Annotated in this window: 27 protein-coding genes and 1 other RNA gene; 24 read left to right on the top strand and 4 right to left on the bottom strand. The window is 69.3% G+C overall.

What is annotated here, in order from left to right; genetic code table 11:
* Positions 1–120 precede the first annotated feature (120 nt).
* The 6 genes from ABDZ89_RS01365 (at position 121) to flaJ (ending at position 7,228) form a co-directional block, all read left to right on the top strand.
* Positions 121–1,992, top strand: a complete 1,872-nt coding sequence (locus ABDZ89_RS01365; protein ID WP_343775917.1) for a FlaD/FlaE family flagellar protein — start codon at positions 121–123, stop codon at positions 1,990–1,992.
* A complete protein-coding gene (gene arlF / locus ABDZ89_RS01360) occupies positions 1,982–2,455 on the top strand; it encodes an archaellum stator protein ArlF (protein ID WP_343775915.1) in 474 nt (157 codons plus the stop codon). Before ABDZ89_RS01365 ends, arlF begins: the two co-directional genes overlap by 11 nt.
* A complete protein-coding gene (arlG, locus tag ABDZ89_RS01355) occupies positions 2,456–2,950 on the top strand; it encodes an archaellum stator protein ArlG (RefSeq protein ID WP_343775913.1) in 495 nt (164 codons plus the stop codon).
* Between the two features lies 1 nt (position 2,951).
* Entirely contained in the window at positions 2,952–3,701 is a 750-nt protein-coding gene (arlH, locus tag ABDZ89_RS01350) for an archaellum protein ArlH (RefSeq protein WP_343775911.1), read from the top strand.
* A gap of 70 nt (positions 3,702–3,771) precedes the next feature.
* On the top strand, positions 3,772–5,445 hold the full coding sequence (locus tag ABDZ89_RS01345; RefSeq protein ID WP_343775908.1) for a type II/IV secretion system ATPase subunit: 1,674 nt from the start codon (positions 3,772–3,774) through the stop codon (positions 5,443–5,445).
* Positions 5,446–5,491: 46 nt separating this feature from the next.
* Positions 5,492–7,228, top strand: coding sequence for an archaellar assembly protein FlaJ (gene flaJ, locus ABDZ89_RS01340; RefSeq protein WP_343775905.1), 1,737 nt, complete (start codon positions 5,492–5,494; stop codon positions 7,226–7,228).
* Between the two features lie 23 nt (positions 7,229–7,251).
* Here the strand turns inward: flaJ and ABDZ89_RS01335 are convergent, their stop codons facing one another.
* Positions 7,252–8,190 (bottom strand): NAD-dependent epimerase/dehydratase family protein, encoded by a 939-nt coding sequence (locus tag ABDZ89_RS01335; RefSeq protein ID WP_343775903.1) that lies wholly within the window; start codon positions 8,188–8,190, stop codon positions 7,252–7,254.
* Positions 8,191–8,299: 109 nt separating this feature from the next.
* Between ABDZ89_RS01335 and htpX the strand changes: the two genes are divergently transcribed.
* Entirely contained in the window at positions 8,300–9,169 is an 870-nt protein-coding gene (gene htpX, locus ABDZ89_RS01330; RefSeq protein ID WP_343775900.1) for a zinc metalloprotease HtpX, read from the top strand.
* 420 nt (positions 9,170–9,589) lie between these two features.
* On the opposite strand, the gene rnpB is transcribed toward htpX, so the two are convergent.
* Positions 9,590–9,991, bottom strand: an RNA gene (rnpB, locus tag ABDZ89_RS01325) — RNase P RNA component.
* A 129-nt stretch (positions 9,992–10,120) separates the two neighbouring features.
* Between rnpB and ABDZ89_RS01320 the strand changes: the two genes are divergently transcribed.
* On the top strand, positions 10,121–10,723 hold the full coding sequence (locus tag ABDZ89_RS01320; protein WP_343775896.1) for a TIGR00296 family protein: 603 nt from the start codon (positions 10,121–10,123) through the stop codon (positions 10,721–10,723).
* Positions 10,724–10,801: 78 nt separating this feature from the next.
* Here ABDZ89_RS01320 and ABDZ89_RS01315 read toward each other — a convergent pair whose 3' ends face one another.
* Together ABDZ89_RS01315 and ABDZ89_RS01310 are read right to left on the bottom strand one after the other, a co-directional pair.
* Positions 10,802–11,959: a nicotinate phosphoribosyltransferase gene (locus ABDZ89_RS01315; RefSeq protein WP_343775894.1), complete on the bottom strand. Its 1,158-nt coding sequence runs from the start codon at positions 11,957–11,959 to the stop codon at positions 10,802–10,804.
* Between the two features lie 89 nt (positions 11,960–12,048).
* Entirely contained in the window at positions 12,049–13,818 is a 1,770-nt protein-coding gene (locus ABDZ89_RS01310) for an Hvo_1808 family surface protein (RefSeq protein ID WP_343775892.1), read from the bottom strand.
* 135 nt (positions 13,819–13,953) lie between these two features.
* Between ABDZ89_RS01310 and ABDZ89_RS01305 the strand changes: the two genes are divergently transcribed.
* The 16 genes from ABDZ89_RS01305 to ABDZ89_RS01230 all read left to right on the top strand — a co-directional run bounded on the left by ABDZ89_RS01305 (position 13,954) and on the right by ABDZ89_RS01230 (position 25,635).
* Entirely contained in the window at positions 13,954–14,532 is a 579-nt protein-coding gene (locus ABDZ89_RS01305; protein ID WP_343775890.1) for a cysteine hydrolase family protein, read from the top strand.
* 107 nt (positions 14,533–14,639) lie between these two features.
* Complete coding sequence (locus ABDZ89_RS01300) at positions 14,640–15,218, top strand: hypothetical protein (protein WP_343775888.1); 579 nt, start codon at positions 14,640–14,642, stop codon at positions 15,216–15,218.
* A 108-nt stretch (positions 15,219–15,326) separates the two neighbouring features.
* Positions 15,327–15,458: an HVO_2523 family zinc finger protein gene (locus ABDZ89_RS01295; RefSeq protein ID WP_343775886.1), complete on the top strand. Its 132-nt coding sequence runs from the start codon at positions 15,327–15,329 to the stop codon at positions 15,456–15,458.
* Positions 15,459–15,617: 159 nt separating this feature from the next.
* Positions 15,618–16,583, top strand: coding sequence for a phytoene/squalene synthase family protein (locus ABDZ89_RS01290; protein WP_343775884.1), 966 nt, complete (start codon positions 15,618–15,620; stop codon positions 16,581–16,583).
* A 12-nt stretch (positions 16,584–16,595) separates the two neighbouring features.
* Positions 16,596–16,805 (top strand): hypothetical protein, encoded by a 210-nt coding sequence (locus ABDZ89_RS01285; protein WP_343775881.1) that lies wholly within the window; start codon positions 16,596–16,598, stop codon positions 16,803–16,805.
* Positions 16,806–16,919: 114 nt separating this feature from the next.
* Entirely contained in the window at positions 16,920–18,197 is a 1,278-nt protein-coding gene (gene hisD / locus ABDZ89_RS01280; RefSeq protein WP_343775878.1) for a histidinol dehydrogenase, read from the top strand.
* Between the two features lie 362 nt (positions 18,198–18,559).
* The gene (gene phnD / locus ABDZ89_RS01275; protein WP_343776234.1) at positions 18,560–19,582 is read left to right on the top strand and encodes a phosphate/phosphite/phosphonate ABC transporter substrate-binding protein; all 1,023 of its coding nucleotides are present in this window, start codon (positions 18,560–18,562) and stop codon (positions 19,580–19,582) included.
* Entirely contained in the window at positions 19,583–20,413 is an 831-nt protein-coding gene (gene phnC / locus ABDZ89_RS01270; RefSeq protein ID WP_343775875.1) for a phosphonate ABC transporter ATP-binding protein, read from the top strand. It begins immediately after the preceding gene.
* A complete protein-coding gene (gene phnE / locus ABDZ89_RS01265) occupies positions 20,414–21,214 on the top strand; it encodes a phosphonate ABC transporter, permease protein PhnE (protein ID WP_343775872.1) in 801 nt (266 codons plus the stop codon).
* Positions 21,214–22,008, top strand: a complete 795-nt coding sequence (gene phnE / locus ABDZ89_RS01260) for a phosphonate ABC transporter, permease protein PhnE (RefSeq protein ID WP_343775869.1) — start codon at positions 21,214–21,216, stop codon at positions 22,006–22,008. Before phnE (ABDZ89_RS01265) ends, phnE (ABDZ89_RS01260) begins: the two co-directional genes overlap by 1 nt.
* Complete coding sequence (locus ABDZ89_RS01255; RefSeq protein ID WP_343775866.1) at positions 22,005–22,754, top strand: HAD family hydrolase; 750 nt, start codon at positions 22,005–22,007, stop codon at positions 22,752–22,754. Before phnE (ABDZ89_RS01260) ends, ABDZ89_RS01255 begins: the two co-directional genes overlap by 4 nt.
* A gap of 174 nt (positions 22,755–22,928) precedes the next feature.
* Entirely contained in the window at positions 22,929–24,128 is a 1,200-nt protein-coding gene (locus ABDZ89_RS01250) for a mechanosensitive ion channel family protein (RefSeq protein WP_343775864.1), read from the top strand.
* 99 nt (positions 24,129–24,227) lie between these two features.
* Positions 24,228–24,602, top strand: coding sequence for a HesB/IscA family protein (locus ABDZ89_RS01245; protein WP_343775861.1), 375 nt, complete (start codon positions 24,228–24,230; stop codon positions 24,600–24,602).
* A gap of 73 nt (positions 24,603–24,675) precedes the next feature.
* Positions 24,676–24,921, top strand: coding sequence for a DUF5816 domain-containing protein (locus ABDZ89_RS01240; RefSeq protein WP_343775858.1), 246 nt, complete (start codon positions 24,676–24,678; stop codon positions 24,919–24,921).
* Between the two features lie 103 nt (positions 24,922–25,024).
* Complete coding sequence (locus tag ABDZ89_RS01235; RefSeq protein WP_343775855.1) at positions 25,025–25,363, top strand: DUF7116 family protein; 339 nt, start codon at positions 25,025–25,027, stop codon at positions 25,361–25,363.
* Positions 25,364–25,434: 71 nt separating this feature from the next.
* Positions 25,435–25,635, top strand: coding sequence for a dodecin (locus ABDZ89_RS01230; RefSeq protein WP_343775852.1), 201 nt, complete (start codon positions 25,435–25,437; stop codon positions 25,633–25,635).
* The last annotated feature ends 10 nt before the right edge of the window (positions 25,636–25,645 follow it).

The following is a 25,645-nucleotide window of genomic DNA, read 5'->3' as shown; positions in this document are numbered from 1 at the left end:
AAGCGGTCTCGTTTCCGCCCGCCTCCCCGACTCGGGAGGGGTTCGCGTTCGTGGCGTGCTTTCTCACGGTTGATATTTTGAGGGGTGAATTGAAGTGGGTTCTGCGGGTGGTAGACGATAATGGGCCTCGAACTACCGGTGTGGGGAGCTCCAACCGCCGCCTGGGCAGTCGCCACGCTGGGGCTCGTCGGTGCGAGCGTCCTCGACAGGTTCCTCGACGACGACGGATCCGACGACGACGGTTCCGGTGGTATGGATGGTAACGACGATCCCTTCGGCGGCGATATGGGCGGCGGAGGGATGGGCGGTGGCGGCGGCATGGGCGGTGGCGGTGGCGACGGCGGAGACGGCTTCGACGACTTCGACGGCATGGACGAGTGGGACGACGAGTTCGACGACGGCGGCGGCGGTGGCGGCGGCGGCGCGGCCACCGACGAGCTCGAGAACCGGCTCGACGAGCTGGAAAACGAGGTCGCGTCGCTCTCCTCGACCGTCTCGACGGTCCGCTCCGAGAACGAGGAGATCTCGAACGCCGTCGACGACATCGAGGAGGACGTCCGCAACCTGCTCGACATCTACGAGATGGTCACCCGCGGCATCAATCCGTTCGTCGACGACTCCGGCGGCTTCGACAACGTCGCCGGCGGCGGCGAGGGCTCGTTCGGCATCTTCGACGACGAAGAGGGCGAAGAGGAGGAAGACCTCGACGAGGACGTCGCCAACGCGGACGCGGACGGGTTCTTCGACGACGACCTCCTCGACGAAGAGGACGACGGCGGCTTCGACGACCTCGACGAGGGCGACGACGAGTTCGACGACCTCGACGATGACGACGAGTTCGACGACCTCGACGACGAGTTCGACGACCTCGACGACGAGTTCGACGAACCGGACGACGACAGCACGGACGACGCCGCGTCCGAGACCGAAACGGCGGACGACGGAGACGATATGAACGAAGACGGAAAGAGCTTCAGCGAACTGAAAGAAGAGTACGACTCCGGGGAGGCCGACTGGGCCGAGGAGGGCGAGGAGACGGCGGACGACGACCCGTTCGACGACGGGGACGACTCGTTCGACGCCCCCGGCGACGAAACGGACTCGTTCGACGACGAGCTCGGCGACGACGGTCTCGGAGCCGACGACGGCTTCGAGGACGACGCGCTCGGCGGTGGCGTCGAAGACGACGGCTTCGACGAGCCGGCCGACCCCGATCCGGAGCCCGAACCGGACCGGCGCCCCGGCGGCGACCCCGCCGAGGCGTCCGGCGGCTTCGAGTACGTCGGCGAGGACGACCTCTCCGGAAGCCGCGGGCGCGGGAAGCCGTACCTCACCGAGCTCCCCGGCGACTACGTCGGCGACCTCCTCGTGATGGAGTGGCTGGAGTTCCTCGTCTCCGAGAGCGACGTCACCGACGCGGTGCGCGCCATCAACTACTACGAGCGGATCGAGTGGATCGGACCCGACGCCGCGGCGCGGCTCCGCGATTTCCTGTCCGGGTTCGGCACCATCGACCGCAACCTCGTCGACCGGCCGGGCACCGACCGGCTCGTCCGCGAGCACCACACCCGTAGCCTCCGGTACGTGACCCAGCTCAACGGCACCAACAGCCACACCGTGCTTCTGGACCGCTGGGACGATCTCGCCGGCGGCTCGCTCGTCGGCGGCAGCCCGCCGACCGGCGGCCGCCGCCAGCCCGCTCGCCGGCACGACCGGGCCGACTCCCGGCGCAACGGCCGCAGCGACCGGCCGGCTTCGGACCGGAACGGTCACGGGGCCTCCGGCCGCCGAGACGCGCCCGACGCCAGCGAACGACGCACCAACGGCGCGGACCACGACGACGCGGCGGACCGCGGCGACGCGGGACACGATCGCGACGGCCACCGCGACGACCGACGCGACCGGAACGGTTCCACCCGACCGATGAACGACCCGAATCCCCGTTCCGACCGCGCCGATCCGGCCGACGGAGGGTGGGGAGATGGGCGTTAGCGTCTCCGCGTCCACGGCCATCATCGTCGCGGGGCTGTTCTTCGCGTTCACGACGTTTTACCCCGTGGCGGCCAACGGGCTCGACCGCGTCTCCGACGCCCAGCAGGGCGTCAACGAGCGCGCGCTCGAGCGCCAGAACACCGACTTCAGGGTGACGAACGCGACGTTCGACACGTCGACCGAAATCCTCACGATCAACGCCACGAACGAGGGTTCCCTCGGGCTCGTCGCCGACGACGCGACGCTGGTCGTGGGCAACGAGTACGTCGACGTGGGCGGGGCGAACGCTGATACGATCGTCGACGGTGACGCCGACACCGCGCTCTGGCTCGGAGACGAGACGCTCACGGTGCGGGTGGATCAGGGGAACACGACCACGACGATCGGCGACGGCACGCGCGTCGTCCTCGTGGTCGAGTCCGGCGTCCGCGACGCCGCGACCGTGACGGAGGTGAGCGGATAGATGGCCAGCGTTCCCGTCTCTCACCTCATCCTGTTCATCGCCAGTCTGGTGATCGCCGCCGGCGTCGTCGGCACGATCACCACCGGCGTCGACCGGGTGAGCGCCGCCGTCGACGACGCCGGACTCGACGCGACGGAACAGCTGCGGACCGACGTGACGATCATCTCGGACCCGAGCGCGGGGGTGTACAACGCGAGCGGCGACCAGAACGTCACGCTCCTCATAAAGAACACCGGGACGTATCGGTTGGCGCCCGACGGGTCGGACCTCGACGTGGTCTTCGACGGCGCGTACGTCCGTCCGGACGCGATCTCCGGGGAGCTCGTCTCCGCGGACAACGCGAACGCGTGGGGCCGCGGCGACGTGCTCCGGCTCACGATCGACACCAACCAGATCGACGGGTCCGGGGGGCTCGCCGACGGCGACCACCGCGTGTTCCTCTCGGTGAACGGCGACGAGGAACTCTTCCAGTTCCGGGTGGAGGGGGGTAACTGAGATGCCCCACGACAACCTCCTCTCGATCGGCCTCGGCGAGCGCGACCGGCTCAACAAGGAGCTCGGTGGCGGCATCCCGCGCGGGAGCATCGTCCTCATGGAGGGCGACTACGGGGCCGGGAAAAGCGCCATCTCCCAGCGGTTCGCCTACGGGCTCGTTCAGGAGGGCGCGTCGGTGACGATGATGTCCACCGAGCTCACCGTCCGCGGGTTCATCGACCAGATGCACTCGCTTGAGTACGACATGGTGAAGCCGCTCCTCAAAGAGGAGCTGCTCTTCCTCCACGCCGACTTCGACTCCGGCGGCGCCTTCTCCGACGGCGACGGCGAGCGCAAGGAGCTGCTCAAGCGGCTGATGAACGCCGAGGCGATGTGGAACTCCGACGTGGTGTTCCTCGACACGTTCGACGCCATCTTCCGGAACGACCCCACGTTCGAGGCCTTGGTCCGGAAAAACGAGGAGCGACAGGCCGCCCTCGAGATCATCTCCTTCTTCCGCGAGATCATCTCGCAGGGCAAGGTGGTGGTGCTCACCGTCGACCCCTCCGCGGTCGACGACGACGCGATCGGGCCCTTCCGGTCTATCGCGGACGTGTTCCTCCAGCTGGAGATGATCGAGGTCGGCAACGACATCCGCCGACAGATCAACGTGAAGCGGTTCGCCGGCATGGGCGAACAGGTCGGCGACACGATCGGGTTCTCGGTCCGCTCCGGAACCGGTATCGTGATAGAGAGCCGCAGCGTCGCGTAACCATGCGCCGAAACGCACAGTCGGTCCGCACGCGCGGACTGCGACCACACACGGCGACGCAGGCGAGGACATGACCGAACACGGCACCGCCCAACCGTCGGAGGAGCTCCGGAAGGCAGCCATGCGTCGGCCGCACCTCCGGGAACACCTCCGCGAGTTCAAACAGATCACGGGCGAGTTCCCGCAGTACATCGAGGAGCCGAAAGACGAGTACGAGTCGAACCGCCCGAACGTCATCTACCCCGTCGGCGGCCCCATCTACAGCCACATCTACGGCGACCTCGGGCAGGACACGAAGTACTACGCCATCGAACCGGAGGTCACCGGGCCGCAGGCGGAGATACTCAACGAGGTGAAAAACCGGCTGCTCACCGCCAGCGGCCAGCACACCGCCCCGGAGAACGAGGCCGAGTACGACGACCTCATCGAGGAGCTGTTAGAGGAAGTGACCCACGTCGACGACACCTCCAGCGGGTGGCGTCGCGGCCTCTCGAAGCTGAAGAACTTCGGCAAGCTGTCGGTCACCGAGGAGACCTACGAGAACATCCGATACCGGCTCAACCGCGACATCGTCGGACTCGGCCCGCTGGAACCGGTGATGCGCGACCCGGCGAACGAGGACATTCACGTCATCGGCCCCAAGGAGTGTCACGTCGACCACGGCACCTTCGGCATGCTGGAGACGACCGTCGACTTCGGGACGCCACAGGAGTTCGACAACTGGCTGCGAAACATGGGCGAGCGGATGGGCGACCCGCTCTCCGACTCGGACCCCATCGTCGACTCCACCCTGCCGGACGGCTCTCGTATCAACATCATCTACTCCGACGACGTCTCCCTGAAGGGCTCCTCGCTCACGATCCGGCAGGGCGACGAGGTGCCGCTGTCGATCAACCAGATCACCAACTGGGGGACGCTCTCGCCGCAGCTCGCGGCGTACCTCTGGCTCTGTTTAGAGAACGAGCAGACGGTGTTCGTCGTCGGAGAGACGGCGTCCGGGAAGACCACGACGCTGAACGCCATCCTCTCGTACATCCCTGACGACTCGAAGATCTACACCGCGGAGGACACCGCCGAGGTCATCCCGCCGCACAACACGTGGCAGCAGCTGTTGACCCGCGAGGGCGGCGACGAGGGCTCCTCCGACGTGGACATGTTCGACCTGGTCGCCGCGGCGCTGCGGTCGCGCCCCGACTACATCATCGTGGGCGAGGTCCGCGGCGCCGAGGGGCGCATGGCGTTCCAGGCGGCCCAGACGGGTCACCCGGTCATGCTGACGTTCCACGCCTCGGACATCGTCTCGATGATCCAGCGGTTCACCTCCGAGCCGATCAACGTCCCCGAGACGTTCATGGACAACGCCGACGTGGCGCTGTTCCAGAACCGGGTGAAACAGGGCGATCAGGTCCTGCGTCGGGTGACGAGCGTTCAGGAGATCGAGGGGTACTCCAAGGAGATGGAGGGGGTCGTCACCCGCGAGGTGTTCAGCTGGGACCCCGTCGAAGACGAGATCGTCTTCCAAGGGATGAACAACTCCTACGTGTTGGAAGAACAGATCGCGACCCTGCTCGGCTACGCCGACACCCGCGACATCTACGACGATCTGGAGTTCCGCGCCGAGCTCATCGAACGGATGATCCAGGAGGGGATTCTGGGCTACCACGAGGTCAACGACGCGATCAACTCCTTCCAGCGCGACGGCGTCGAGGGCCTCCCCTTCGACATGCACCGGAACACGATGTGACCATGCCCGGCGACGCATCCACCGCGGCGACGGAGGGACGCTGACGATGGCCGTGAAACAGATGGGCGACGGGCTCGCGACCGCGGCCAGGCTGACCTCCGACGTCATGGAGTCGTACGAGCAGCTCGACATATCCAAGCGGAAGTACGTCGGGCTGGTGTTGCTCCCGGCTCTCCTCGTGTTCCTCGCGAGCGTCGTCGGGCTGGTCGCGCTCCCGCTTCCCTTCGCCGCCCGCGTCCCCATCCCGATGTTCGGCGGGCTCATCCTCTTTGCGGCGGTCATCTACCCGAAGATCTACCTCTCCAGTCTGGAGACGAAGATCGACAACCAGCTGCACCTCGTGATGACGCACATGACGGTGTTGTCGACGACGAACATCGACCGCATGGAGGTGTTCCGGACGCTGGCGAAACAGGAGGAGTACGGCGTCGCCGCCGAGGAGATCGGTCGCGTCGTCCACCTCGTCGACACGTGGAACCAGAGCCTCGACGACGCCTGTCGCCGTCGGGCCGAGGAGGTCCCGTCCGACGCGATGGCCGACTTCTTCGACCGCCTCGGCTACACGATGGGCGCGGGGCAGTCGCTTCAGGAGTTCCTCGTCTCCGAGCAGGACGTCATGCTGGCGCAGTACGAGACCCGCTACGAGTCCGCGCTCTCGAACCTGGAGGTCATGAAGGACCTGTACATGTCCATGATCCTCTCGATGACGTTCGCGCTGGTGTTCGCCGTCGTCTTACCGATCCTCACCGGCAACGACCCGACCGCGACGGTCGCGGCCGTCATCGTGCTGTTCGTGTTCGTCCAACTCGGCTTCTACGCGATGATCCGCGCGACCTCGCCGTACGACCCGATCTGGTACCACCCGGACGAGCGCGCGCCGGGCGACCTGAAGCTGTGGGGGTCGCTCATCGCCGGCGGCGGGCTCTCGTTCCTGCTCATCGGCATCACGGCCGCCGGGATGTTCGGGTACGGCCCCGGACTGCCGGGGCTCCTCTTTTTCATCGACGACGTGCGGCTCCCGCTGTACCTCGCGGTCCCCATCTCGCCGCTCATCATCACCGGCGTCACCCTCCGGAGCGAGGAGCAGGCGATCACGGCCCGCGACGGCGAGTTCCCGTCGTTCGTCCGCGCGCTGGGCGCGACCGAGAGCGCGAAGCAGTCGACGACCACCGACGTGCTGACGACGCTCCGCGACAAGAACTTCGGCAAGCTCTCCGCGTCCATCGAACGGCTCTACCGGCGGCTCAACATGCGGATCAGCACCGAGGGGGCGTGGCGTTCGTTCACGCGAGACACGCGGTCGTACCTCATCCAGAAGTTCTCCGAGATGTACCTCGTCGGGCGACGGATGGGCGGGGATCCGAAGATGCTCGGCGAGCTGATCTCGAAGAACATGAACGCCGTCAACCAGCTGCGCGAACAGCGGCGGCAGGCGGCGATGACGTTCATCGGACTGCTCTACGGGATCACCGCGGCGGCGACGTTCGCCTTCTTCATCGGTCTGGAGGTCGTCGCCATCCTCGCCGACCTGACCGCGGACTTCGGGCTCGACCAGATGGACATGGCGCAGATCGTCTACCCGGGCGCCTACGACATCCCGCTCATCGAGTACCTCCTCCTCACCGTCGTCCTGTTCAACGCGGCGCTCTCCTCGCAGATGATCCGCCGGATCGACGGCGGCAACCCCGCGAACGGCTACATACACTTCGTCCTCCTGACGTGGCTCGGCTCGGTCACCGCCATCGCGACGCGGACGCTCGTCAACGCGATCCTGTCGATCTGAGCGGTCCGCCGCCGGGTCCCGGGCTACTCCGCGACGAGCGACGGCTCGGCGACGTCCTCCTCGGCCGCGTCGCGCCACGAGTGCGTCGGCGCCCACCCGAACAGCTCCTTCGCCTTCGTAACGGCGTACGCGCCGCGGTCGTCTCCCTCGGCGAGCGCGCCCCCGTCGACCGCGCAGTCGTCCGGGAGCGGCCCGTACGACTCGCGCAGGAGGTCGAGCAGGGGTCGGCCGAGCGCGTTGTCGGCCGCGACGCAGTTGACCGCCTCGTGGGCCCCCGCGGGCACGGCCGGGTCCGGCCCGGCCGTCTCCGCGAGCGCGGCCGCGACGAGGTCGGCCACGTCGCGGGCGTCGACGTACGACCAGAAGTTGCCGGCGCCGGCGTCGAGGTCGTCGACGTACGCCTCGTCGCGGCAGGCGTACTCGCCCGGGTACTGGATCCACGACGGCCGGACCGAGACCGCCGACACGTCGTGGCGGCGCGCGACCGCGCCCGCCGCCGCCTCCGCGGTTACCTTCGAGAGGCCGTACGGGTCCTCCGGCCGGAGCGGGTGGTCCTCGGTGATCGGTAGCTCGTCCGGGACGGGCGTGGGGTCGGCGAAGAAGAAGCCGTAGGCCCCGTCGCTAGAGGCCTGAACGATCCGGGCGTCGGCCCGGCCCGCGGCGTCGAGGACGTGTTTCGCGGCGAGCGCGTTCGTCTCGAACACCCGCCCTTCGGGGTGGGTTCCGGCGACGGGGATCGCCGCCCAGTGGACGACCGCGTCGGGGTCGACGGCGGTGACGACGTCGAGGGCTTGGTCGCGCTCGGCGAGGTCCGCCGCGCGGAACGAGACGTGCGGCGCGGGGTCGACGCCGAGGCCCGGATGGTCGTAGTCGACGACGACGACCTCGTAGTCGCCGGCGAGCCGGTCGACGATCCAGCGCCCGGAGGCGCCGCGTCCCCCGGTGACGAGTACCGTTTCCATGCGTCGGCGTCGGCGTCGCCGGGCAAAAACGCACCGCACTCGCCGGCCGTGAGCGCGGGACGGCGTGCCCTCCGGCAGGCTTTAACGCGCTGAACGGTAACCCTGAGTCATGGACTGGAAGACAGACTGGGGACTCCGTGGACGGATGGCGTTCACGATGTTCCTCCTGTTCGCCCTCTACGTCGTGTTCGTCGGAGCGCTGACGCTGTACTTCGGCGACTTCCTCTTCCCGCTGATCATGCTCGGCGGGTTCTCGGTCGCGCAGTACTTCTTCAGCGACAAACTGGCGCTGCGGAGCATGGGCGCCCGCGAAGTGACCGCCGACGAGTACCCGGACCTCCACCGCCGGGTCGAGCGGCTGTGCCAGCAGGCGGACCTCCCGAAGCCGGCGATCGCGGTCGCCAACACGCAGGTGCCGAACGCGTTCGCGACCGGCCGGAACCGGAAGAACGCCACCGTCGCGGTGACGACCGGCCTGCTCGAGAGCTTAGACGAGGACGAACTCGACGGCGTGCTCGCCCACGAGCTCGCGCACGTGAAGAACCGCGACGTGATGGTGATGACCATCGCCTCGTTCCTCTCCACCATCGCCTTCTTCATCGTGCGGTGGGGGTGGCTCTTCAGCGGCGACAACCGGCAGGGCGCGCCCGTCATCGTCGCGATCCTCGTGTCGATCGTCGTGTGGGTGATCTCGTTCCTGCTCATCCGCGCGCTCTCGCGCTACCGCGAGTACTCCGCGGACCGCGGCGCGGCGCTCATCACCGGGAAGCCCGGCGCGCTCGCCTCGGCGCTGATGACGATCGACGGCCGGATGGACAAGGTCCCCAAGGAGGACCTCCGCGAGGAGGCGGAGATGAACGCGTTCTTCATCATCCCGATCAAGGCCGGCTTCGTCGGTCGCATCGCCTCGACGCACCCGTCGACGGAGCGCCGGATCGAGAAGCTCCGCGACCTCGAAAAGGAGATGGAGACGGCCTGAGACGGATTCATATGGCGATTTTTAACTGGCTGTTTCTGCGTCGTTGAGAGCGGGTCGGTAATGAAGACCGTCGAGGCCCCAGTTACTCACTTATAAATTCTTGAGGGCAGATCAGTGATGAACACCTCCCGAAGCCCCAGCCGCGAGGGCGGGGCAGGCGACGTAAGCGCCACAGGAGCGAGTGAAACGAGCGACGAGGAGCGCAGCGAGCGTACGCCGCCCTCGCGGCTGCCCCTTCGAGTCCCACCCCGCACAGGACCTCACACCTCCCCAGCCTCGCCGCTCGCTCCCGCCGGTCGCTCGCGGCGTCCCTCGCGCGTGCTCCTCGCGGCCGCCGATGGCGGCCGCTCGCAGGCACGCGCCACCGCAGTTCGGTTTATGGAGATCACAAGATAGTCGCGCCGCTCGCCGGTTCGAGCGGACTGAGGGGAGTAAGCCCCCTTCGGTTCGTCCCGACATTCGGCTGAGCGTCCGCGCCGCGGCCGGACTACCTTGTGGCGCGGACTTGCACCGGCGAGGATTCGCCGTTCCATCCGTTCCCGCCCGTCTGTAACGCGGTAACGCCGCGCTAACGCGGCGAAGCCACGCGCCCTCTGCGGGTTAACTCCCTCCCCTTGCGGGTCGGTTCGCGCGTCCGCGGGTGACCCCGCGAACGCCGTCGGTCGCCGAGGCGACCGCGCGCGCGTCATCGGTCGGGGCGGGGGGTGTCGTTGCTGTTCCAGAGCCAGCCGTCTCCGACTCCGGGCGTGTGCCCGGTCGCCCGTCCGGCCGGTGGGGGGACTTTCCTCATGCCAGAGGCACGGGAGTCGGGCTCCCTCTGTCCGGTTCGGCCTTGCGCCCACCGGCGAATAAGCGGTTCGGTCGGGGGCGTACTCAGCGGGACACCGCGAACGCCGCGAGAGCGGTGCCACAAGGGAAGCGTTCAAGTCGTCAGCACTGTAATAGTCTCTCATGTCCGAGGCTCAGACCGTTCAGCTGTCGTACGACGACGGTGCACGAGCGGTCGAACTCGCGCGGGAGGCGGTCGAGTCGTTCGTCCGACACGGACAACGTGAACAACCGGGCAGCATGCGCGAGGCGTTCTACGCCCGCACCGGCGCCTTCGTCCGGCTCCAGTCCACCCGCGGACGCGGCCGCCTCCGGGGGTGCGCCGGCGCGTGGGAGACCTCCGATCAGCTGGGCCACGCCATCGTCGAGGCCGCCATCAAGGCGGCCTCCGGCGACTCCTGTGGCTCCGAGGTGGAGCCGAAGGAGCTCGACAACATCACCGTCTCGGTGTTCGTCGTCTCGAACACCGTCCTCACCAACGACCCGCTCGAAGACCTCGAAATCGGCACCCACGGCGTCGCCGTCGACAGCGGCAACGCGCACGGCTGGCTCTACCCGACGGTCCCCGTCGAGAACGGCTGGTCCGGCGCGGAGTTCCTCTCGCGCACCTGCCGGAAGGCGAAGCTCTCGCCCACCGCGTGGCAGGAGGAGGACACCATGGTGACGCTCATCGAGGGCCAGGTCTTCCGAGAGCGCGCCGACGGCGGCGCGGTCGAAGAGCTGTAGTCCGACCGTCCGATTCCCGCTGTTCGATCCTCGCCGCACAGTTCTCACTGCTCAGTCCCGCTGCTGGACTCTCGCCGCTCAGTGTTCGCCGTATCCCACGGCCTCCGCGTCCGCGAGCGCTCGCTCCGTCGCGGCCGACAGGTCGAACGCGTCCGCGGCGACCACCTCGCCGTCGCGGATCACCGGCTCCATGAGCGACTCGGCGTCGTCGGGGGCCCGACGGTCAGCCAGACCGACCGCGTGGGCGCCGTCCGCGGTGCGGTACACCGACTTCGCGCCAGAGAGCTTCCCTCGCTTGGCCGCCGGTTCGCCGTCGACGGTGACGATGTCGAGCGCGAAGTCGACGGGGTCCGCGTTCGAGACGTGGCCGCCGACGCCGAACCCGTCGACCACGTCGCGCAGCTCGCGGAGGTCCGCCGGACCGAGCCCGCCGGAGACGTACACGTCGACGTCCTCGTGGCCGCGCGCGTCGAGCTCCCACCCGACCTCGCGGACGATGTGCCGGAAGTCGCCGCGCCGCGAGCCGGTCGTGTCGAGGCGGACGCCGTCGAGGTCGTCGCCGAGCGCCTCCACCGCGCGGAGCACCTCGTCGACCTCGTCGGAGTAGGTGTCACACAGCGCGATCCGCGGCACGTCCTCGGGCGCGCCGGCGTCGAAGGCGCGCCAGGCGGCCTCCTGTTCGCCGCGGCCGAAGCAGATGGCGAGCGCGTGCGGCATCGTGCCGGCCGCCTCGCGGCCGATCAGCTCCCCGGCGGCGACGTGCGAGAAGCCGTCGAAGCCGGCCACGAGCGCCGACCGCTCGACGGCCGCCGTCATCGCCGGGTGGACGTGGCGCGCGCCGAACGAGAGGATCTGCGACTCGGGGGCCGCGACCCGACAGTCGAGCGCCGCGGTCGCCATGCCGGACGCGTGCGAGAGGAAGCCGAGCAGCGACGTCTCCAGCCGCGCGAACGAGAGGTACGGCCCCTCTATCCGCATCACCGGGCCCCCGTCGAACAGGCGGCCCTCCGGGACCGCGTCCACGTCGACGTCGCGGCCGGCGAGCAGTTCGACGGCGTCGCCGAGGCCGGCGAACAGCTCGAACTCACCGTCGGGGAACTGGTCGGCGGTCACCTCGGCGACGACGCGGGGGTTTCGACCCGCCGCCTCCAGCGCCGCCTCGGTCCGCTCGAAGTACGCGTCGGTCGCGCGGCCCTCTCGGATCGCGGCCGCGTCGACGATGTCGAACTCGCTCATGGGTCGCCTTCGACCGCCGGAACGAAAAGCCACCCGTGTCGCCTCGACCGGTTCGGTACCGGTCGACCCGCCTCCCGACGGGCGCCGGGCTACCTCGCCCGCCGCGCGAACAGCCCCAGCGCGGCGACGAGGGCGACGAGCGCCGCGCCGACGCCGAACCCGGGAGCGCTCCCGGCGGTCCCGTCGGTCTCGGAGTCGTTGGTCCCGTTCTCGCCGTCGGACCCGTCGCCGTCGGTTCCGTCGCCGTCAGTTCCGCCGCCGTCGGACCCGTCGCCGTCGGACCCGTCAGTTCCGTCTTCACTCCCGCCGTCGCCCCCGGTCCCGTCGTCCGCGTCCGGCAGCGTCAGGTCGGCGTCCGGCCGCAGTTCGAGGACGCCCTCGGGGGAGGGCGCATGGGTCACGGTCACGCTCGTCCCGTCTCGCTCGACGCCGTACGCGCCGGGGAAGTCGCTCTCTTCGTCGATGACGTACACGGTCCCGTCCTCGTAGCCACCGTCGCCGTGGGCGCTCAGCATGCGGACGTACGCGTCCCGGAACGCCGCCGCGTCCTCTCGCGTCTGCCACTCCGTCGCCCAGACGTAGCCGTCGCGGTCGCCGTTCCGATAGGGGTACAGCTCGTCGCCGGCCCAGCCGTCCGTCACGGGGTGCGCGTAGTTGTAGGTCGCCCGCGTCCGGAGTTCGGCGTCGGTCCGGAGGTGGACGTTGAAGTTCGCGCCGACGGACCGGTCGGGTTCGAGGATCGAATACTCGTAGCCGCTGTCGAACTGGACGCCGGCGCTCTGGTACCAGAACATCACGAACATCGACGCCTCGCCCGCGGTCTCCGCGCCGTCGACGCCCTGGTTCGGATACGTCTCCCAGCCGCCGGTCGCCGCGTCCTCGAACGTGACGTTGCCCTCCTCGTAGTCCGGATCCCGGTGGATGACCTCCGCGGTCGACTCGGGCGGGTCGTTCATCGTCTCGTTGACGGCGGCCCACCCGCCCTCGTCGACGAGTTCGCGGACGTAGAGCGCGCCGTCGCCGTACGGCTGGAGGACGGTCTGGAGGATGCCGAAGTTGTAGTCCGGCGTCCCGCCGCCACCCCCGCCCCCGCCGCTCGCGGGCGCCTCGACGCAGGTCCAGTTGTCCGCGCAGCGAGCGGCGTACCGCTCCTCGACGTGGACCGCCTCGCCCTCGACGATGCCGTCGACCGCGAGGTCGCCGTCTTGGGTCACGCCGACGTACCGCGGTCTCGTGAGGTCGTGGTACTGGTCTTGCATCGCGTGGAGCAGCTCGTGCGCGAGCGTGGAGGGGTCGATGTCGGGCGACTCGCCGTCGGGGACGACGATGACGATCTCGTCTCTCGACGGCGAGTAGAAGCCGGAGACCGCGCCGCCGAACACGGAGTCGATCTCGTCGTTAGCGTTCGTCTCGTCGCCGACGACGAACAGCGCCTCCCACACCTGGTCGTTCCAGCGGCGGAACGCCTCGGAGCCGTTCCCCCCGCCCGCGGTGTCGTTGGCGTACTCGCTCCGCGAGACCGTCTCGACCGGCACGTCCTCCTTGAACGGCCGCTGCCGGACGTGTTCGACCCGCGCCATCGTGAGGTCGGTCAGCGCCGACAGCTGCGTCTCGTTGAGCCCGTCGGACTGCTCGAACGACAGCGAGTCCTCGTAGTGCGTCCCGTTCCAGCACCCGACCAGCTCGGTGCCGTCTCCGGGCCCGCACTCCTCGGCGGAGGCGGAGGGGAGGGTACCTCCTTCCGCGCCCGGCGGCCCGGCGTCCGGCGCGGCCGCGACGCCGGCGGTGAACGCGACACACAGGACGGCGACCGCGGCGACGACTGCGGCCGCGGTCGAGGGGGTGAGAACCCGTCGCATGGGAATCGTACCGGACGCGCAGATAAGTAGTTTGTCGGTTCCTTCACCGCCGCGGCCGGCGGATTTTTCCGGTCGGTCCGCCGCTCCGCCCGCGGCGGGGCGACGGTTTTTGCCGAGCGCGCTCCAACTCGCGGCATGGCGTTCGACCCGACCGAGACCGCGGTGATCGTCGTCGACATGCAAAACGGGTTCTGTCACCCCGACGGGAGCCTCTACGCCGAGCCGAGCGAGGCGGCGGTCGAGCCCGTGACGGCGCTCGTCGACCGCGCCCGCGAGGCCGGCGCGTCGGTCGTCTACACCCGCGACGTTCACCCGCCCGAGCAGTTCGCGGACGCTCACTACTACGACGAGTTCGACCGCTGGGGCGAACACGTCGTCGAGGGGTCGTGGGACGCCGAACTCGTCGCCGACCTCGACGTGCGCGACGGCGACCACGTCGTCGAGAAGCACACCTACGACGCCTTCTATCAGACCGATCTGGAGGGGTATCTCGACGCACACGGGATCTCCGACCTGCTGATCTGCGGCACGCTCGCGAACGTCTGCGTCCTCCACACCGCGGGCAGCGCGGGGCTCCGCGACTACCGCCCCGTCGTCGTCGAGGACGCGCTCGGCTACATCACCGAGGACCACCGCGAGTACGCGGTCGACCACGCGGACTGGCTGTTCGGCGAGACGGCGACCCGCGACGCGGTCGGCTTCGGTTCGGCGTAGTCGCGGCCGCTCCACTGTCGGTCCCCGAGATCCCGTCCCTCGACCGCGATTATCACGCGTGTCAATCGGCGTGTAACCCTTTTTGCCGCTCGTCACGACCGCCGGGTATGGACATCTCTCGACGGGGCATACTCGGGGGTCTCGGCGCGGCCTGTGCCGTCGGCGCCGTCGGCTTCGCCGGCGCGACGACGGTGTCGGACGGCGAGTCGGTCCCCGGCCTCCTCGGCGACGGCCCGGGACCGACGGACGGCGGCGCAGGGTCGACCGACGGCGCCGGTGGCGGGACCGACGGTTCCGGGACGGGATCGGTCGCCGTCGACCCCGACGCGCCCTTCGTGGCGCGACTGACCGGGGACGACGACACCGATCGCCGCCTGTTCGACGCGAGCGACCTCGACCGCGTCGAGGGCGTGTTCACCGAGAACGACGAGTACCTCGTCTACGCCGCGCTCTCCGACGCGGGCATCGAGTCCTTCCGGAGCCGACTCGAAGACGCCGGCGCGACCGACGATCCGGCGGCGTTCGTGGTGTCGATGACGCTCGACGGGACCGAGGTCCGGCGCGTCGAACTCGACCGCGAGACGGTCGACGCGCTCACCGACTCCGAGTGGGGCGGCGTGCTGACGTTCCCGTTCGGCGAGGAGTCGGTCGCTCGGTCCGTCTACGACCGACTGGCCGACAACTGATCGGCGGCGCGCTTGACAACTGATCCGCGGCGCGCTCGCCGACTGACTGGTTAGGTCCGGCCGCCGTCGCGGGGCCAGAGTTTTGCCCTCGTGTCACGTCCCTCCGCCGTGAGCGACCGAACCGCTGCCGACGGCGGCCGCCCCTGTCCGGTCTGTGAGACGCCGATGTACCACCGGCACTGTAAGTACGTCTGCCCGGCGCACGGCGTCGTTTACGACTGTAGCGACACGTTCTACTGATTCGGCGATCGCTTCGCGCACCGCGCGAGTCGCCGGAATTAAGCGACACGAAGGGGAACCAAACGTGGTCGTGCGAACTGTTATGTTCTTGGAGTCCGATTTTTCTCACATGATGGGCGACCCGTACGTGACCCTCCTTGCCGACCCTCCGAGGTCAGCATGGTAGAGCAAAACCAGGTTGCCCGGAGCAAGCGGATCCAGCGCCGCACCGGGAAGACGTTCCACGTCGCCACCCGGCTGCTTCCCCAGCGGATCCGTCATCCGACCTACGTGCTGTACGGATTCTTCCGTATCGCGGACGAGGTCGTTGATGCCGAGGACACCGGAACGCCGGCCGAGCAGCGGGCGGAACTCGACCGGCTCCGGGCGGCCGCGCTCGGCGAGGAGCCGACCGACGACCCGGTGTTGGAGGCGTTCGCCGAGGTGTGCGAACGCAACGGCATCCCCGACGAGGACGTCCACACCTTCGTCGACGCGATGGAGAGCGACATCGACACCGACCGCTACGAGACCTACGCGGACTTGGAGGCGTACATGGACGGCTCCGCGGCCGCCGTCGGCCGGATGATGACGGCTATCATGGACCTCGATCCGGAGACCGAGGCCAAGGCGCTCCCGCACGCCACGAAGCTCGGTGAGGCGTTCCAGATGACGAACTTCCTCCGCGACGTGCGCGAGGACGTCGTCGAGCGCGACCGGATCTACCTCCCGCTGGAGACGCTCCGTCGACACGGCGTGAGCGAAGAGCAGATCCTCGACTTGGAGTTCGACCAGAGCGTCGCGGCCGCGATCCGCGAGGAGATGAGCCGCACCGAGCGGCTCTACGAGGAGGGCGTCGCGGGGATCAAATACCTCCCCGAGGACTGCCAGCTCGCGGTGCTGCTCGCGGCGGTGCTGTACGTCGACCACCACCGCCTCATCCGGAACCGCGGCTACGACACGGTGTCCGCCACGCCGGAGCTCTCGCTCACCCGGAAGCTGTCGCTGCTCGTCCGCACCCGGTGGAAGTGGCAGTGGAACCGCGACCCGGAGGCGGTGTTCTACGACATGTGTACCGACCTCGACCGCAGCCGCGAGCGCCACGACCACGGCCCCCACGGCCAGGGCGTCGCACAGACCGACTGAGCGGCGGTCCGCATGGATCGCTCCCGGTTCGTCGCCCTCGTCATCGCCGCCTTCGGACTCGTTTTCGTCTCGTTCGTCCTCCGCGGAACCACCCGGCTGGTGGCCCCCTACGAGGTCGCCGTCGCCGTGTCGGCACCGCCCTTCTTCGCGGCGGCCGCGCTGCTCGTCGCGCTCTTCGTCCTCGCCGTCCTCGACGTGACGGGGATTCGTCGGCTGGAGTGAGGGCGGGGCCGGGCAACGCGAGTCACCGCCGTATCGGCCGGCAGTAACCGCCTGTCCGCGGCCGCTGTTCGGCCAAGTCGGAACGCCCTTGCCCCGTCGCCTCCCACGACGCGTATGGACGTACGAACCGTCGCCGACCTCTCGCCGGCCGAGCGACGCGCCTTCTTCGAGCGCGACGCGGGCGTCGACGCGGTCCGCGAGGACGTGCGCGGCATCGTCGACCGGGTCCGCGAGGAGGGGGACGTCGCGGTCCGCGAGTTCGCCGAGGAGTTCGACGGCGTCGCCGTCGGCAACGTCGACATCACCGACGACGCGGCGCGCGCACACGAGGAACTGGCGGAGGCGGACGACCCGGTGTTCGACGCGGTTCGAGACGCGGCCGCGAACGTGCGGGCGTTCCACGAGCGACAGCGCCCCGAGGACTGGCGCGACGACTTCGACGGCCGGGAGCTCGGCCGCCGGTTCCGGCCGCTCGACCGCGTCGGAGTGTACGTGCCCGGCGGCGCGGCCGCGTACCCCTCCAGCGCGCTGATGGGGATCATCCCCGCTGTCGTCGCCGGCGTCGACCACGTCGCGGTCGCGACCCCGCCCGCGGAGGACCTCGACCCCGTCACCCTCGCGGCGATCCACGAGGCGGGCGCCGACGCGGTGTATCAGGTCGGCGGCGCGCAGGCCGTCGCCGCGCTCGCGTACGGGACCGAGACCGTGACCCGGGTCCAGAAGGTGGTCGGCCCGGGCAACAAGTGGGTCACCGCCGCCAAGTCGATCGTTCAGGGCGACGTGGGGATCGACTTCCTCGCCGGCCCGAGCGAGGTGCTCGTCCTCGCCGACGAGACGGCGGACCCGGACCTCGTGGCGGCCGACCTGGTCGCGCAGGCCGAACACGACCCGAACGCCTCCGTGGTCGCGGTCACCGCCGACGCCGACCTCGCCGCGGCCGTCGCCGACGCGGTCGACGAGCAGGCGGCCGAGCGCGAGCGCGAAGAGACGATCCGCGCCGCCCTCGACAACCAGGCCTCCGGCGTCCTCCACGCGCGCTCGATGCCCGAGGCGGTGTTGTTCGCCGAGGAGTACGCCGCCGAGCACCTCTCGATCGTCGCCGACGACGACGAGGCGCTCTTAGACCGGATCACGAACGCGGGCTCCGTCTTCCTCGGCCCGTACTCGCCGGTCGCCGCGGGCGACTACGCGACCGGCACGAACCACGTGCTGCCGACGAACGGCGGCGCGAAGCGGTACGGCGGGCTCTCCGTCGACACCTTCCTCCGGTCGTCGACGGTCCAGCGGCTCGACCGCGACGCCCTCGACGACCTCTCCGAGACGATCACGACGCTCGCCGAGGCCGAGGGGTTAGAGGCCCACGCCGAGAGCGTCCGGAAGCGGTTCGAGTAGCCGCTCGTCTTCTCGCCCGGCCTCGATAGCGGTATATAGTTATCTGAGGTGAGTTATTGTATAAGTAACAACAACATCGGTATACCCCGGTCAGGACGGGTATACGCCGCCGTATTGGGCTCATAGCAGCCTTCATACTCGACACCACTCCTGTTCGAGCCGTAATGGTGGACAACACCGACGGACGGCAGGAATCGAACTCGCGACGGGCGTTCCTCATCGCCGGCGGCGCGGCAGCCCTCACCGGGCTCGCCGGCTGTTCCGGCGGGTCGGGCTCGGACGGCGGCGGCTCGGACGGCTCCGACGGGAGCGACGGTGCCGATTCGGGCACCGGCGGGAGCGGCGGCGAGTCCGGCGACCCGATGCTGGCCGACGCGAGCGCGTTCGATCCCGCGGAACCAGCCTGGGAGGGGAACAACTACCTGTCGTCGGCGCTGGTCGACGCGGGCTACCAGCGCGGATCCACGACCGACTTAGAGAACATGCGGAACCGCGAGGTCGAGGAGGTCCCGCACGGCGATCCGGTCCGGGAGACCCCGAGCGACGAGAGCGAGCTGCTGGACCCCGACACCCTGGTGTTCACCGAGAGCCCGAGCGAGGACGTCCAGGGTCGGTTCGAGGAGGACTTCCAGGCGGTCTTCGACCGCATCGAGGAGGAGACCGGGAAGCCGGTCGAATTCAGTAAAGTCGACAGCTACGCGGCGTCCGTCGAGGCGATGCGCTCGGAGCGCGCCCACATCGCGAACTTCTCGACCGGCACGACCGCGTTCGCGGTTAACCTCGGCGGCGCGGTCCCGTTCGGGGTCGGGCTCACCCCCGAGGAGGAGTTCGGCTACCGGCTGTTCGCGACCACCCGCGCCGACGCCGACGACATTCAGAGCGTCGAGGACTTCGCCCGCGACGAGGTGAAAGTCGGTCACTCCGAGCCCGCCTCGAACTCCGGGCACCAGGCCCCCTCGGCCCTCTTCGACCAGTACTTCGACGTGACCGCCGAAGAGGACTACGAGGTCAACTTCTCGGGCGGCCACGGCAACACCACGCGCGGCATCGCGGCCGGCGACTACGACGCCGGCCCGATCTGTTCGACCTGTATGGTAGACACCGTCGAGGCGCAGAGCGACCTCAGCTTCGACGATTTCAAAGTGGTGTGGGCGTCGGCGCCGTTCCCGAGCGGCCCGGTCGCGTATCGCTACAACCTCAAGCCCGAGATCCAGGAGGGAATCGAGCGGGCGTACCTCGAATCCGACTTCTCGGGAACGGACTACCAGGAGCGGACGGGGTACAACAAGTTCGTCCCGATCGACTACGAGACGGTCTGGAAGGACATCATGATCATCCAGCGGTACAACGGCGTCGAGTACGAGCGGAGCGCGCTCGGATCGTAAATGCTGCGAGTCACCGACCTCCGGAAGACGTACGCCACCGGCGACGAGGCGCTACAGGGCGTCACGATGTCGGTCGAGGGCAGCGAGACCGTCGCGATGATCGGGCCCAGCGGGGCCGGGAAGTCCACGTTCATCCGGTGTGTCAACCGGCTGACCGAGCCGAGCGGCGGTCAGGTCCTCCTCGACGACACGGAGCTGACCGGGCTCGGCGACGACGCGCTGCGGTCGGCCCGTCGCGACATCGGCATGATCTTCCAGGAGTACAACCTCGTCGAGCGGCTGACCGTAATGGAGAACGTCCTCACGGGCCGGCTGGGGTACGTCTCCGCGTGGCAGGCGTTCAGGCGGTCGTTTCCCGCCGACGACATCGAGCGGGCGTACCAGATCCTCGACCGGGTCGGCCTGGCCGACATGGAGAACAAACGCGTCGACGAGCTCTCCGGCGGCCAGCGCCAGCGGGTCGGCATCGCGCGGGCGGTGATCCAACAGCCGAAGATCCTGCTGGTCGACGAGCCCACGTCGAGCCTGGATCCGGAGACCTCGGACACGGTGATGCGGCTGCTGACCGACATCGCCGCCGAACGGGGGGTGCCGGTGCTGATCAACATCCACGAGGTCGACCTCGCGATGGAGCACGCCGACCGGATCGTCGGGCTCCACGACGGCGAGCTCGTGTTCGAGGGCCCGCCCTCGGCGCTCGACCAGCGGGGGCTCGACCAGGTGTACCGGGGCGCGGAGGTCCCGGAGAACACCGACGGCCAGGAGCCGCGGTCCCGGTCCGACGGCGACCCACTGACGGACACGGACCGGCCGCTCGCGGGGGAGACCTGAATGGCCGCCGGCAACCGGACCTGGGAACGGCCGACCGTCTTCCCGCGACGGGGGGTCAAGTGGGCGGTGTACGCCGGCGTCGTCGGGTTCTTCGTCTGGTCTGGCGTCGGGGTCGGCGCCGACCCAGGGCGGATCGCACAGGGGCTCGGAAGCGCCGGCTCGCTCGTCGGCGACTTCCTCCCGCCGTCGGCGACCCCGCGGCAGGCCCAGCGGATCCTCGATAAGATGCTCGAGAGCGTCGCGATGGCGATGGTGTCGACGCTCACCGGCATCGTGCTCAGCGTCCCGATCGCGTTCATGGCCGCGGAGAACCTCTCGCCGAAGCCGCTGTACGCGATCAACAGGGGATTCATCTCCGTCTCTCGGGCGTTCAACGCGATCATCGTCGGCATCATCGCGGTCAAGGCCATCGGCTTCGGACCGCTCGCGGGCATCCTCACGATCACGTTCAAGACGGTCGGCTTCTTCTCGAAGCTCTTAGCGGAGGACTTAGAGGACATCGACATGGGGTCGGTCGACGCGGTGCGGGCGTCCGGCGCCTCGCCGATCCAGACGCTCCTCTACGGGGTCGTGCCGCAGATCATCCCCCGATTCGCCGGGCTCTCGGTGTACCGGTGGGACATCAACATCCGCACCTCGACGATCATCGGCATCGTCGGGGCGGGCGGGATCGGATCGGTGCTGCTGACCGCGTTCAACCGCTACGACTACCAGTACGTCACGGCCATCCTGCTCGCGATCATCGCGGTCGTCCTCGTGGCCGAGGGCGTCAGCGCGGTCGTCCGACGGAGGTACAACTGATGGCGGTGGAGCAACCGAGCTGGGAGCGGTTCGACCGACGCCGGCGGATCACTCGGTTCGTCCTCCTGCTCACCGCGGCCGTCACCGTGATCGCCTCGTGGCAGTTCATGGACACCGGCGTCGTCAGGCCGGAGACGATCCCGCGGGAGGTCGGCGACCTCCTGACCCGGATGTACCCGCCGGACGTGGCGTACACGACTCGGATCGTCCGGCCGCTGATCGAGACGGTCCAGATCGCCGCGCTGGGGACGCTCGGCGCCTTGGTGCTCGCGGTCCCGGTGGCGCTGCTCGCCGCCGAGAACACCACGCCGAACGGCGCGACCTTCTGGCTCGGGAAGCTCATCGTGACGGTGAGCCGGTCGGTCAACACCATCATCTGGGCGCTGTTTTTCGTCGTGTTGTTCGGGTCGGGACCGCTCGCCGGCGCCGTCGCCATCGTGTTCCGCTCGGTCGGCTTCCTCGGGAAACTGCTCGGCGAGGAGATAGAGGAGATCGACTTCGGGCAGGTCGAGGCGGTGCGGGCGTCCGGCGCGTCGCAGGCGCAAGTGCTGCTCTACGGTATCCTCCCGCAGGTCAAGCCCGCGCTGGTCGGGCTGTCGATCTACCGGTGGGACATCAACATCCGCGACTCGACGGTGCTCGGCTTCGTGGGCGCTGGCGGCATCGGCGTCGAACTGTTCCGCGCGGTCAACGCCTTCGCGTGGCAGTCGGTCGCGACGGTGCTGATCGTCATCCTCGGGGTGGTGGTCGTCACCGAGAGCCTGTCGGCGTACACGCGGGGGCTGGTCCGATGAGTCCGCCTCGGTCGGACGGCTACGAAGCGGTGCTGTTCGACATGGACGGCGTCGTCTTGGAGGGGCGCGGGACCGACCCCGCGGTCTACTCCCACGCTCTGGACGACGTGCTCGACGACCGGGAGCTGACCGTGCCGTCGTCGCTCCGAGAGCCGCTGGAGCGCGACGCGTACGACGACGCGTTCCGTTCGGCCTGCGCGGAGCTCGGCGTCGACTCCGGGCCGCTCTTTCGGGCGCGCGAGGCGCGGAGCGCGAAACGCGCCGTCGAGCGGCTGGCGGCCGGGGCGCGGCGTCTCCACCGGGACGTCGAGGTCCTCGACGCGCTGGCCGACCGCGCGACGCTCGGGCTGGTGAGCAACAACTACCACTCCACCGTCGAGTTCGTCGTCGACCACTTCCGGCTCGACGCGTTCGCGTTCGTCCGCGGCCGCGACCCCGGTCCCGACGGCTACCGGCGGCGCAAGCCGAACCCGCACTACCTCGATGAGGCGCTCGACGCGCTCGACGCGACCGACGGGATCTACGTCGGCGACCGCGCGACCGACGTGATCGCCGCCGAGCGCGCCGAGATCGACAGCGCGTTCCTGCGGCGCGACCACAACGCGGCCCGCGACCTCGACGTCGAGCCGACCGTCGAGATCGAGAGCCTCCGCGACCTGCTGGCCCTGGCTGGCGCCTCGCCCCCCGACGCGTCCGCGACTCGGTCGGCCGACTCCGCAACCGACCGGGGGCGCTCGTCCGAGTAGGGCGCGCGGCGTCCCCTGTCCGCCCGCTCGGGCGCCTTGCGGCCCTCCGCTCGGGCGCCTTGCGGCCCTCCGCTCGGTCGTCCTCAGCGCCTCCGCTCGGTCATTTCCCGCTCCTCCGCTCGCGCGCTTCGGCCCCAGAAACGGTTATCTCCCGCTGTCGCGTCTCTGACACTCATGATACCGTCGCTTGCCGCGCTGTTCGACGGGCTGACCGCCGTCGAGGCGACGGTCGCCGTCCTCCTCGTGTCCGTCGTCGCCGCCGTGGCGATGGAGTTCGTCGTTCTCCGGCTCGCCCGTCGGTACGTCTCGCACACTGAGTCCGGGTACGACGACATCGTCATCGCATCGCTGCGCCCGCCGCTCGTCGTCACCGCCGCGCTCGCGGGCGTGTACGTGCTCACGCAGGTCCCGTCGGTGCGCACGTCGGTCGTCGTCTCGCCGTCGGTGCTGGACGCCGCCTTCGGCCGCCCGTCGCTGTCGATCATCGTCCTCGTCTGGGCGTACGCCGCCAACGCCGTGGTGAACCGGCTGGTCGCCGCGGTCAACGCCGAGGGGAACCGGTTCGACTTCGCGCCCGTCTTCTCGAACGTCTGGACGCTCGCGGTCGTCGTCGGGAGCGCCGGCACCCTGCTGTGGCTCTGGGGCATCGAGATCACGCCCCTGCTCGGCGCGGCGGGGGTCGCCGGCATCGCGGTCGGCTTCGCCGCGAAGGACACCGTCGCGAACTTCTTCGGCGGCATCGCGCTCTACTTCGACGACACGTACAAGATCGGCGACTACATCGTCCTCGACGACGGCACCGCGGGCACGGTGATCAAGGTCGGCGTGCGCTCGACGACGCTGCTCACACGCGACGAGGTGCTGGTGACGGTGCCGAACGCGGCGCTCAACGCCGCGAAGGTGACGAACGAGTCCGCGCCCCAGCGCCGCCGGCGCATCCGGGTCCCCGTCGGCGTCGCCTACGGCACCGACGTCGACGCCTTCGAGGCGCTCGCCATGGAGGTCTTGGCCGCGGAGCCGCTGGTCCTCGACTCGCCGAAACCCCGCGCCCGCTTCCGGTCGTTCGGGGACTCCGCGCTCCAGTACGAACTCCTCTGTTGGGTCAACGGGCCGACGCGTCGCCGCCGCGCGCAACACCGGCTCAACCGCGCGCTGTACGTGGCGCTCGGCGAGGCCGACATCGAGATCCCGTACCCGAAACGCGACGTGACCGTCACCGGCGCGGTCGGGGCGACGGCCGCGGCGTCTCCCGCCGCCGCTCCCGACGCCGAATCGGGCGCCGCTCCCGGCGCCGAGTCGGACGCCGACCCCGACGCGCGGCCGGAGGTCGATCCGGACGCCGAGCGGACCGGAACCGCCGGCGAGACGCCGTGATGTCGGCTCGCGAACCGTATCGACCGTCGCCCGGCCGTCGCCGCTCGCCGGACCGATCCCGCCGGCAGGGTTTTGAGTGTCGACACCGAACGCGTTCGCATGAGTACCGAATCAGCCGACACCGGGACCGAGGAGAGCGACCCGGCGATCGAAGTGTCCCCGGACGCCGCGGAGGAGGCGCTCTCGCTGCTGGAAGGCGAGGGGCTCGACACCGACATCGCCGGCCTGCGGCTGTTCGTCCAGCAGGGCGGCTGCGCGGGGCTGTCGTACGGGATGCGGTTCGACAACGAGCCGGAAGACGACGACCTCGTGGTGGAGCACCATGGGCTCCGCGTGTTCGTCGACCCCGCCAGTCGGAACTACATCGGCGGGAGCACGCTCGATTACGAACACGGGCTTCAGGCCGCCGGCTTCGAGGTCGAGAACCCGAACGTCGTCTCCGAGTGCGGCTGCGGCGAGTCGTTCCGCACGTAACGGGTCCGGCGACGCTCCGTTTTCTCCGCTCCCGAGTCCCCCGCTTAAGTCGCTCCGCCGGGTAGCCAGAGCCATGACTCTCGAAGCGTCGACGACGCCGAGCGGCGAACGGGTGTACACCGACCGGACGCGCACCGAGCGCGGCGCGGACGGCCCCTTCTACGTCGTGTTCGCGGACGAGACGGGCGAGTCCCGCTGGGGGTTCCGCTGCGGCAACTGCGAGTCGTTCGACATCGCCATGGACACCATGGGCCGGATCCAGTGCACCGAGTGCGGGAACATCCGGAAGCCGGACGAGTGGGACGCGGCCCACGAGTGAGCCGCGTTCGAGGTTCTCCGGGCCGTTCCGACCGGAGCCGCCGATTCTCTCCGACCGAAATCGTGGGAAAGTTTATCACGGATGGAACCGAACATCGAGGTAGATGGCCACTGCGAGCATCCCCCCGACGACCGAGGCCAGAGACGTCTTCCGCGAACTGGGATACACCGTCTCCGAGGGCGGACGAGAGTTCGTCGCGGAACGCAAATGGCGGCGCGTGCTCGTGACGGTGTTGTGTCTCGACGACGACGACCTCGACCCGTATCTCGCAGACGGCGGTGACACACCGAGACTCCGGTGTTTCGTCACGTGGCGCGACACGGCCGACTCCCTCCAGGAGCGACTCGTCTCCGCGAAACCGCCCTACGACTGGGCGGTCATCGGCATCGAGCGCGGCGGCGAGGACTTCGCCGTGATGGAAGGCGCGCCGGGCAGTCCGTAGCCCCGCCGCAGCCTCCCCCGTCGTCCCCGACGCGTATTTTTATCCCCCCGTGCGTCGTACCAGCACGTGACATGGTCTTCAAAAAGATCACGCTGATCGGGACGAGCGAGGAGAGTTTCGACGCCGCGGCCGACGACGCCATCGACCGCGCGGAAGACACGCTCGAGAACGTCTACTGGGTGGAGGTAGAGGAGTTCGGCGTCGAACTGGACTCGGCCGCCGACCGCGAGTATCAGGCCGAAGTCGAGGTCGCGTTCGAGCTGGAGGGCTGACCGGAACTCG

The organism is Halorubrum ejinorense (assembly GCF_039522565.1).
Taxonomy (GTDB): Archaea; Halobacteriota; Halobacteria; order Halobacteriales; family Haloferacaceae; genus Halorubrum; species Halorubrum ejinorense.
Note: the sequence above shows the minus strand (reverse complement) of the source record. Positions and strands in the feature narration are given on the sequence as shown.

Excerpts from the sequence above, each read along its gene's own strand:
- ABDZ89_RS01365 (WP_343775917.1), top strand. The coding sequence starts at position 121 with ATGGGCCTCGAACTACCGGTGTGGGGAGCTCCAACCGCCGCCTGGGCA.
- arlF (WP_343775915.1), top strand. The coding sequence starts at position 1,982 with ATGGGCGTTAGCGTCTCCGCGTCCACGGCCATCATCGTCGCGGGGCTG.
- arlG (WP_343775913.1), top strand. The coding sequence starts at position 2,456 with ATGGCCAGCGTTCCCGTCTCTCACCTCATCCTGTTCATCGCCAGTCTG.
- arlH (WP_343775911.1), top strand. The coding sequence starts at position 2,952 with ATGCCCCACGACAACCTCCTCTCGATCGGCCTCGGCGAGCGCGACCGG.
- ABDZ89_RS01345 (WP_343775908.1), top strand. The coding sequence starts at position 3,772 with ATGACCGAACACGGCACCGCCCAACCGTCGGAGGAGCTCCGGAAGGCA.
- flaJ (WP_343775905.1), top strand. The coding sequence starts at position 5,492 with ATGGCCGTGAAACAGATGGGCGACGGGCTCGCGACCGCGGCCAGGCTG.
- ABDZ89_RS01335 (WP_343775903.1), bottom strand. The coding sequence starts at position 8,190 with ATGGAAACGGTACTCGTCACCGGGGGACGCGGCGCCTCCGGGCGCTGG.
- htpX (WP_343775900.1), top strand. The coding sequence starts at position 8,300 with ATGGACTGGAAGACAGACTGGGGACTCCGTGGACGGATGGCGTTCACG.
- ABDZ89_RS01320 (WP_343775896.1), top strand. The coding sequence starts at position 10,121 with ATGTCCGAGGCTCAGACCGTTCAGCTGTCGTACGACGACGGTGCACGA.
- ABDZ89_RS01315 (WP_343775894.1), bottom strand. The coding sequence starts at position 11,959 with ATGAGCGAGTTCGACATCGTCGACGCGGCCGCGATCCGAGAGGGCCGC.
- ABDZ89_RS01310 (WP_343775892.1), bottom strand. The coding sequence starts at position 13,818 with ATGCGACGGGTTCTCACCCCCTCGACCGCGGCCGCAGTCGTCGCCGCG.
- ABDZ89_RS01305 (WP_343775890.1), top strand. The coding sequence starts at position 13,954 with ATGGCGTTCGACCCGACCGAGACCGCGGTGATCGTCGTCGACATGCAA.
- ABDZ89_RS01300 (WP_343775888.1), top strand. The coding sequence starts at position 14,640 with ATGGACATCTCTCGACGGGGCATACTCGGGGGTCTCGGCGCGGCCTGT.
- ABDZ89_RS01290 (WP_343775884.1), top strand. The coding sequence starts at position 15,618 with ATGGTAGAGCAAAACCAGGTTGCCCGGAGCAAGCGGATCCAGCGCCGC.
- ABDZ89_RS01285 (WP_343775881.1), top strand. The coding sequence starts at position 16,596 with ATGGATCGCTCCCGGTTCGTCGCCCTCGTCATCGCCGCCTTCGGACTC.
- hisD (WP_343775878.1), top strand. The coding sequence starts at position 16,920 with ATGGACGTACGAACCGTCGCCGACCTCTCGCCGGCCGAGCGACGCGCC.
- phnD (WP_343776234.1), top strand. The coding sequence starts at position 18,560 with ATGCTGGCCGACGCGAGCGCGTTCGATCCCGCGGAACCAGCCTGGGAG.
- phnC (WP_343775875.1), top strand. The coding sequence starts at position 19,583 with ATGCTGCGAGTCACCGACCTCCGGAAGACGTACGCCACCGGCGACGAG.
- phnE (WP_343775872.1), top strand. The coding sequence starts at position 20,414 with ATGGCCGCCGGCAACCGGACCTGGGAACGGCCGACCGTCTTCCCGCGA.
- phnE (WP_343775869.1), top strand. The coding sequence starts at position 21,214 with ATGGCGGTGGAGCAACCGAGCTGGGAGCGGTTCGACCGACGCCGGCGG.
- ABDZ89_RS01255 (WP_343775866.1), top strand. The coding sequence starts at position 22,005 with ATGAGTCCGCCTCGGTCGGACGGCTACGAAGCGGTGCTGTTCGACATG.
- ABDZ89_RS01250 (WP_343775864.1), top strand. The coding sequence starts at position 22,929 with ATGATACCGTCGCTTGCCGCGCTGTTCGACGGGCTGACCGCCGTCGAG.
- ABDZ89_RS01245 (WP_343775861.1), top strand. The coding sequence starts at position 24,228 with ATGAGTACCGAATCAGCCGACACCGGGACCGAGGAGAGCGACCCGGCG.
- ABDZ89_RS01240 (WP_343775858.1), top strand. The coding sequence starts at position 24,676 with ATGACTCTCGAAGCGTCGACGACGCCGAGCGGCGAACGGGTGTACACC.
- ABDZ89_RS01235 (WP_343775855.1), top strand. The coding sequence starts at position 25,025 with ATGGCCACTGCGAGCATCCCCCCGACGACCGAGGCCAGAGACGTCTTC.
- ABDZ89_RS01230 (WP_343775852.1), top strand. The coding sequence starts at position 25,435 with ATGGTCTTCAAAAAGATCACGCTGATCGGGACGAGCGAGGAGAGTTTC.